The following is a 6,024-nucleotide window of genomic DNA, read 5'->3' as shown; positions in this document are numbered from 1 at the left end:
GCCTGACGACCATAGCGAGTGGGAACCACCTGATCCCATGCCGAACTCAGCAGTGAAACCGCTCAGCGCCGATGGTAGTGTGGGGCCTCCCCATGCGAGAGTAGGTCATCGTCAGGCACTTAATTCGAAGGAACCCCAAACATGCGAATGTTTGGGGTTTTTTCATGGGCATGGGTCGGCCCGCTCTCTGTTTCGTGGGGCCGCTTCGCGGACCGGCCCCTCGCCGGCTCGGGGCGTTCGAGCGCCCTCGCGGCGGTGCCGCGAAGGGCTGGGCGCTCTCACCCCCATGCGAGAGTAGCGGAGCGCCGCCCGGCGGATGGCCGCCCCGAACATCGTCAGGCACTTCTTCAGAAACCCAGCTTCGAGAGAGGCTGGGTTTCGCCGTTTAGGCCCCTTATCTATCCAAACCCTGAGCTCAGCCGAGCTCGGGGTTTTTCTTTATCCGGTCAATGCGTTTCCGCGGAGGCGGCAGTTCGCTAGAATGACTTTTTTCCCGACCAGGGCAACAGAGCATGACCATCGGTGATCTCATTCGGCTGCTGAGCGACGGAGAGTTCCATTCCGGCGAGCAGTTGGGGGAGCGGCTGGGTGTATCGCGCACCGCGGTGTGGAAGCAGCTCAAGAAGCTCGAGGCAATGGATATCCCGCTCGAGGCGGTCAAGGGGCAGGGGTACCGCCTCTCCGCGCCGCTGGAGCTGCTGGATGGTTCGCGAATCGTGGCCGAGCTGTCGCGCAAGGGGCGGCAGCATCTGGCCAGGCTCTTCGTCGAGGAGACGCTGCCCTCAAGCAACGAGTTCATTCGCCAGCGCTTCGCTCAAGGTGCCGGCCATGGTGAGGTGTGCCTGGTCGAGCAGCAGAGTGCGGGGCGCGGGCGTCGTGGCCGAGTCTGGACGACCCCCTGGGGGCGTGCACTCATGCTGTCGGTCGGGTGGCGCTTCGAGACCGGCGTGGTGGCGCTGGAGGGGCTGAGCCTCGCGGTAGGGGTCGCGCTGTCTCGCGTGCTGGAGCGTCACGGTGTCTCTTCCAGGCTCAAGTGGCCGAATGACGTGCTGCTCGAGGATGGGGAGGGGAACCTGGGCAAGCTGGCAGGCATCTTGGTAGAGATCAGCGGGGACGCAGCGGGTCCCTGTGAGGTCGTGGTGGGCATGGGTATCAATTTTGATCTGCCAACGAGCTTTCGAGAGAGAATCGAGCAGAAGGTGGCGGCCGTGCATGATCAGGCCTCGTCGCTCTCACGCAATCGGCTGGCCGCTGAGCTGCTGGATGAGCTCATGCCGCTGCTGGCCGAGTATGAGACATCCGGCTTTGTCGCCTGGCAAGGCGAGTGGAATGCACGGCATGCCTTCCAGGGCTGCCAGGTCGAAGTGCAGAGAGGGCAGCAGCGGTTCACGGCAACGGCCGAGACCGTCGATGCCTCTGGCAATCTCTGGGTTTGCCATGAGCGGGGGCGTGAGCGCCTGGGGGGTGGTGAGATCAGCGTGCGTGGGCGTACATGATCCTTGACCTGGACATCGGCAACACACTTTCCAAGTGGCGGCTGAAGGATGCCGACAGCAGCGAGATTCGCTCACGGGGGGCCGTCTGGACCCGTGAGGAGTGGAAGCCTGGCTCCGATATTCCCGATCTCGACGTGGTGGAGGCGGTGCGAATCTCGAGCGTTGCGCGCCAGGCGGTGCTGGAACAGACGGTAACGCTGCTGCAGAGCCGAGTGCGTAGCGTGCATGTGGCGCGCTCGGTACCCGAAGCCTTGGGCGTGATGAACGGCTACGAGGAGCCGCATCGCCTGGGTGTCGACCGCTGGATGGGCGTGCTGGCCGGCTACCAGCTGGCTGGGGGCTGCTGCGCCGTGGATTGCGGCAGTGCCATCACCATCGATTTCGTGCTGCCGGGCGGGCGTCACCTGGGGGGGTATATCCTGCCGGGGCTGCGTCTGATGAAAGAGAGCCTGCAGCTCGGCACGCGCAATGTGGCCATCGATCCCGACAGCGAGGCAGAGGAGCTACTGCTGCCGGGGCGGCGAACCGTCGAGGCCGTGAACCATGGCATCTATCTGGCCGCTGTCAGTGCCGTGAATCGAATCTATGCCGAGGTCTGTGATCGTGAAGGGATTGCCTTGCCGCTGTTGCTGACGGGCGGCGATGCGCGCGTGGTGGCGCGAGGAGTGCACTCTCCCCATGCGATATGGCCTGACATGGTCTATGGCGGGCTCGAAGCGTGTTTCCCGCTGACCGCTGCCGAGCGAGCCGGGCGTATGTCGGGGGCGCCCCGTGTGCCTGAGCCTGCAGGACTCGAAAAAATCAGGGCGGGCCTTGCATTCTCCATGCTGCTTTGACACAATGCAGCGCGTTCCGAGGCCAAGGGGTCGTCGCACTGACGAGCTTTTCGGCAAGTGGCTGATAAATAAGCGCTTGACATGGCTTCGGTAGGCGGTAGAATGAGCCGCCATCTGGAGGGGTTCCCGAGTGGCCAAAGGGAGCAGACTGTAAATCTGCCGCGAAAGCTTCGAAGGTTCGAATCCTTCCCCCTCCACCAGATTGTCCCATCGAGGTTTGTGTCTGGATGGGAAGAGTGGGTAGGCGGGCATAGTTCAATGGTAGAACCTCAGCCTTCCAAGCTGATGATGCGGGTTCGATTCCCGCTGCCCGCTCCAGGCATTCGGCTGTGGTAGGTTGGGTGTGAAAGGTTTTGCTCATGTAGCTCAGGGGTAGAGCACACCCTTGGTAAGGGTGAGGTCGACGGTTCAAATCCGTCCATGAGCTCCATTGCAGAAAGGCGAGCCTGAGCTCGCCTTTCTTTTCTTCGCGGCGTCGGTTCGCCGGGAAGGGTTGCCAGTCGGCGGAGCATCCGCTATCATGGCGCCCGCTGTTACGTATGCGTCTGCAAGAGGTGCTGCGTGTCAGGTACAGGCCAGTAGCTCAATTGGCAGAGCAGCGGTCTCCAAAACCGCAGGTTGGGGGTTCGATTCCCTCCTGGCCTGCCAACCTTCCCCAGGTTGGCTTCTTCATACGAACATGCTCGATTGCCGCACCCTGAGGAGTCTCGTTTTCATGAAACACAACGCCGAGGTGCAGGAGTCGCGCCACGACGGGCTCAAGTGGGCGGTTGTCGTCACGCTGGTGACGTTGGCTGTAGTGGGCAATGCCTACTACGCCGATCAGGCGCTTCTCTATCGTGTGCTTGGTGTCGTCGTGCTTTGCCTGGGTGCTGCAGGCATTGCCCTGACGACCGCCAGGGGGCGCGATCTCGCCGAGTTGGCCAAGAACGCCAAGAAAGAGATCCAGCGTGTGGTGTGGCCGACCCGTCCCGAGACGGTGCAGACGACTGCCATCGTGCTGGTCGCCGTGCTGATCGTCGGGCTGATGCTGTGGCTGATCGACACCCTTCTAAGCTGGGCGATGTCCGGCGTCATCGGTTAGGAGTCTTCATGTCCAAGCGTTGGTACGTCGTGCACGCCTACTCCGGCTTCGAGAAGCATGTCATGCGCTCCCTCAAGGAGCGCGTGAAGATGTATGGCATGGAGGATCGCTTCGGCGAGATCCTGGTGCCGACCGAAGAGGTCGTCGAGGTGCGTGACGGCAAGCGTCGCAAGAGCGAGCGCAAGTTCTATCCCGGCTACGTGCTGGTCGAGATGGAAATGGACGACGGCACCTGGCACCTGGTCAACGAAACCCCGCGTGTGATGGGGTTCATCGGTGGTACCAAGGAGAAGCCGGCGCCGATCACCCAGAAAGAAGCCGACGCCATTCTGCGCCGCGTGAAAGACGGCAGCGACAAGCCGCGGCCCAAGACCATGTTCGAGCCGGGTCAGTCCGTGCGCGTCATCGACGGACCCTTTGCCGACTTCAACGGCGTGGTCGAAGAGGTCAACTACGACAAGAGCCGCCTGCAGGTCAGCGTGCTGATCTTCGGTCGGGCGACGCCTGTCGAGCTCGAGTTCTCGCAGGTCGAGAAGGAATGACTCTCGACCTCTGATTTGCTGTGCGGCCGCCGCGGTGGCCGCTTAACCCGGGGAGCCGCAAGGCGCTACTACCCAACTGGAGTCCATCATGGCCAAGAAAGTACAGGCTTACATCAAGCTGCAGGTGGCAGCTGGTAAGGCCAACCCGAGTCCCCCCGTGGGCCCCGCGCTGGGTCAGCACGGTGTCAACATCATGGAGTTCTGTAAGGCATTCAATGCCGCGACCCAGGACATCGAGCCGGGTCTGCCGACTCCCGTGGTGATCACCGTCTATTCCGACCGCAGCTTCACCTTCATCACCAAGACGCCGCCGGCGGCCGTCCTGCTGAAGAAGGCGGCTGGCATCAAGTCCGGCTCCGGTGAGCCGAACAAGAAGAAGGTCGGTACCGTGACCCGTGCACAGCTCGAAGAGATCGCCAAGACCAAGGAGCCCGATCTGACGGCTGCCGATCTCGATGCCGCGGTGCGTACCATTGCCGGCAGTGCCCGCAGCATGGGCCTCAACGTGGAGGGTCTCTGATCATGGCCAAGCTTTCCAAGCGCGCTCAGATGATTCGCGAGAAGGTCGACGCTTCCAAGGCTTACAGCCTGGAAGAGGCCGTGGCACTGCTCGCCGAACTCTCTACCGTTAAGTTCAAGGAGTCGCTGGACGTCGCCATCAATCTGGGTGTCGATCCGCGTAAATCCGACCAGGTGGTGCGTGGCGCTACCGTCATGCCCAACGGAACCGGCAAGGACGTGCGCGTCGCCGTGTTCACTCAGGGCGCCAATGCCGATGCCGCCAAGGAAGCCGGTGCCGATATCGTCGGCATGGACGACTTGGCCGAGCAGGTCAAGAAGGGTCAGCTCGATTTCGACGTGGTCATCGCCTCGCCGGACGCCATGCGCGTGGTCGGCCAACTGGGCCAGATCCTCGGTCCGCGCGGTCTGATGCCGAACCCCAAGGTCGGCACCGTGACGCCCGACGTGGCCACCGCGGTGAAGAATGCCAAGGCTGGTCAGGTACGTTTCCGTACCGACAAGAACGGCATCATTCACACCACTCTGGGCAAGGTCGACTTCGATGCCGACGCCATCCGGGGCAACTTGGAAGCGCTGGTCGCGGACCTCAAGCGTCTCAAGCCGAGCACGTCCAAGGGTATCTATTTCAAGAAGGTCACCCTGTCCACTACCATGGGCCCGGGTCTGACCCTCGATCACTCTGCCCTCGTCTAAGGACGCGGTAGAGAATAGTTGCAAGAACTTTGCGGTCCCCGAGGTCCTGCCTGGCAGGGGCGAGGGGCGCCGTCAAAGACCGCAGGTGCCGCCCTCTTTCGAGTGGGCGGCTTAATCTCCCCTAGGGGTGCCTGCGCAGATGGTGTGGCCGCCAGAACGCTGGTGAGCACCATCACCCAGGACTCCCATCGGCGCTTGCGTTGAGGGGAGAGATGGTAACCACCGGAGTCCGCTTATGCGGTTCCGGCACGAAGGAGTGATCACTGTGCCACTAGCACTCGAAGGCAAGAAGGCGATCGTTGCCGAGGTCAGTGAAGCTGCCAAGAGCGCACTCTCCGTCGTAGTTGCCGATTCTCGTGGCGTCACGGTCGAGAAGATGACCGGTCTGCGCAAGCAGGCCCGCGAGAATGGCGTCCAGCTGCGTGTTGTTCGCAACACCCTGGCACGCCGCGCCCTTTCCGGCACTCAGTGGGAGTGTCTGAACGAGAGCTTCGTCGGTCCGACTCTGCTGGCGTTTTCCACCGAGCATCCGGGCGCTGCCGCCCGTCTGTTCAAGGATTTCGCCAAGGATGAGAAGAACTTCGAAGTCAAGGCGCTGGCCTACGAAGGCGAGCTGATTGCGGCAAGCGACATTGACCGTCTGGCAACCCTGCCGACTTATGACGAGGCCATCGCCAAGCTGATGTCCGTCATGAAGGAAGCATCTGCCGGCAAGCTGGTTCGTACTCTGGCCGCCTTGCGCGACCAGAAGCAGGAACAGGCCGCCTGATCGGCGAACTCGTTGCTGTAGCCTGAATCGAACACTGAATAGAGCGCTCGGTGCGCCGAGGCTCCCGCAAAGTTAGGAATAC

7 protein-coding genes, 4 tRNA genes and 1 rRNA gene are annotated in these 6,024 nt (G+C 62.3%); all 12 read left to right on the top strand.

Annotated features, from left to right (window positions below; genetic code table 11):
- Position 1 precedes the first annotated feature (1 nt).
- The 12 genes from rrf to rplJ all read left to right on the top strand — a co-directional run bounded on the left by rrf (position 2) and on the right by rplJ (position 5,942).
- Positions 2 to 117, top strand: a 5S ribosomal RNA gene (gene rrf, locus HOP58_RS15510).
- A 395-nt stretch (positions 118 to 512) separates the two neighbouring features.
- Positions 513 to 1,496, top strand: a complete 984-nt coding sequence (locus HOP58_RS15505) for a biotin--[acetyl-CoA-carboxylase] ligase (protein ID WP_010626452.1) — start codon at positions 513 to 515, stop codon at positions 1,494 to 1,496.
- Complete coding sequence (locus tag HOP58_RS15500) at positions 1,493 to 2,332, top strand: type III pantothenate kinase (RefSeq protein ID WP_010626453.1); 840 nt, start codon at positions 1,493 to 1,495, stop codon at positions 2,330 to 2,332. The genes HOP58_RS15505 and HOP58_RS15500 overlap by 4 nt, the downstream gene beginning before the upstream one ends.
- Before the next feature lie 116 nt (positions 2,333 to 2,448).
- Positions 2,449 to 2,532: transfer RNA gene (locus HOP58_RS15495), tRNA-Tyr, on the top strand.
- 44 nt (positions 2,533 to 2,576) lie between these two features.
- Positions 2,577 to 2,650: transfer RNA gene (locus tag HOP58_RS15490), tRNA-Gly, on the top strand.
- A 37-nt stretch (positions 2,651 to 2,687) separates the two neighbouring features.
- Positions 2,688 to 2,762, top strand: a tRNA-Thr gene (locus HOP58_RS15485).
- A 142-nt stretch (positions 2,763 to 2,904) separates the two neighbouring features.
- Positions 2,905 to 2,980, top strand: a tRNA-Trp gene (locus HOP58_RS15480).
- Between the two features lie 67 nt (positions 2,981 to 3,047).
- The gene (gene secE / locus HOP58_RS15475; RefSeq protein WP_234260807.1) at positions 3,048 to 3,416 is read left to right on the top strand and encodes a preprotein translocase subunit SecE; all 369 of its coding nucleotides are present in this window, start codon (positions 3,048 to 3,050) and stop codon (positions 3,414 to 3,416) included.
- A gap of 8 nt (positions 3,417 to 3,424) precedes the next feature.
- Positions 3,425 to 3,958, top strand: coding sequence for a transcription termination/antitermination protein NusG (gene nusG / locus HOP58_RS15470; protein ID WP_010626455.1), 534 nt, complete (start codon positions 3,425 to 3,427; stop codon positions 3,956 to 3,958).
- An 88-nt stretch (positions 3,959 to 4,046) separates the two neighbouring features.
- Positions 4,047 to 4,478 carry a 50S ribosomal protein L11 gene (rplK, locus tag HOP58_RS15465; protein ID WP_010626456.1) on the top strand — a complete coding sequence of 144 codons (432 nt, stop codon included), beginning with the start codon at positions 4,047 to 4,049 and terminating at the stop codon, positions 4,476 to 4,478.
- 2 nt (positions 4,479 to 4,480) lie between these two features.
- A complete protein-coding gene (gene rplA / locus HOP58_RS15460; RefSeq protein WP_010626457.1) occupies positions 4,481 to 5,173 on the top strand; it encodes a 50S ribosomal protein L1 in 693 nt (230 codons plus the stop codon).
- A gap of 265 nt (positions 5,174 to 5,438) precedes the next feature.
- A complete protein-coding gene (rplJ, locus tag HOP58_RS15455; RefSeq protein ID WP_010626458.1) occupies positions 5,439 to 5,942 on the top strand; it encodes a 50S ribosomal protein L10 in 504 nt (167 codons plus the stop codon).
- Positions 5,943 to 6,024: the final 82 nt, after the last annotated feature.

Origin of the sequence: Halomonas sp. MCCC 1A11062, assembly GCF_021404355.1 — a bacterium.
Classification (GTDB): domain Bacteria; phylum Pseudomonadota; class Gammaproteobacteria; order Pseudomonadales; family Halomonadaceae; genus Halomonas; species Halomonas aerodenitrificans.
This window is presented reverse-complemented; position numbering and strand designations above follow the sequence as displayed.

Bases quoted from the DNA above. Each gene is read 5' to 3' on its own strand.
- secE (WP_234260807.1), top strand. From the start codon at position 3,048: ATGAAACACAACGCCGAGGTGCAGGAGTCGCGCCACGACGGGCTCAAG.
- HOP58_RS15500 (WP_010626453.1), top strand. From the start codon at position 1,493: ATGATCCTTGACCTGGACATCGGCAACACACTTTCCAAGTGGCGGCTG.
- HOP58_RS15505 (WP_010626452.1), top strand. From the start codon at position 513: ATGACCATCGGTGATCTCATTCGGCTGCTGAGCGACGGAGAGTTCCAT.
- rplK (WP_010626456.1), top strand. From the start codon at position 4,047: ATGGCCAAGAAAGTACAGGCTTACATCAAGCTGCAGGTGGCAGCTGGT.
- nusG (WP_010626455.1), top strand. From the start codon at position 3,425: ATGTCCAAGCGTTGGTACGTCGTGCACGCCTACTCCGGCTTCGAGAAG.
- rplA (WP_010626457.1), top strand. From the start codon at position 4,481: ATGGCCAAGCTTTCCAAGCGCGCTCAGATGATTCGCGAGAAGGTCGAC.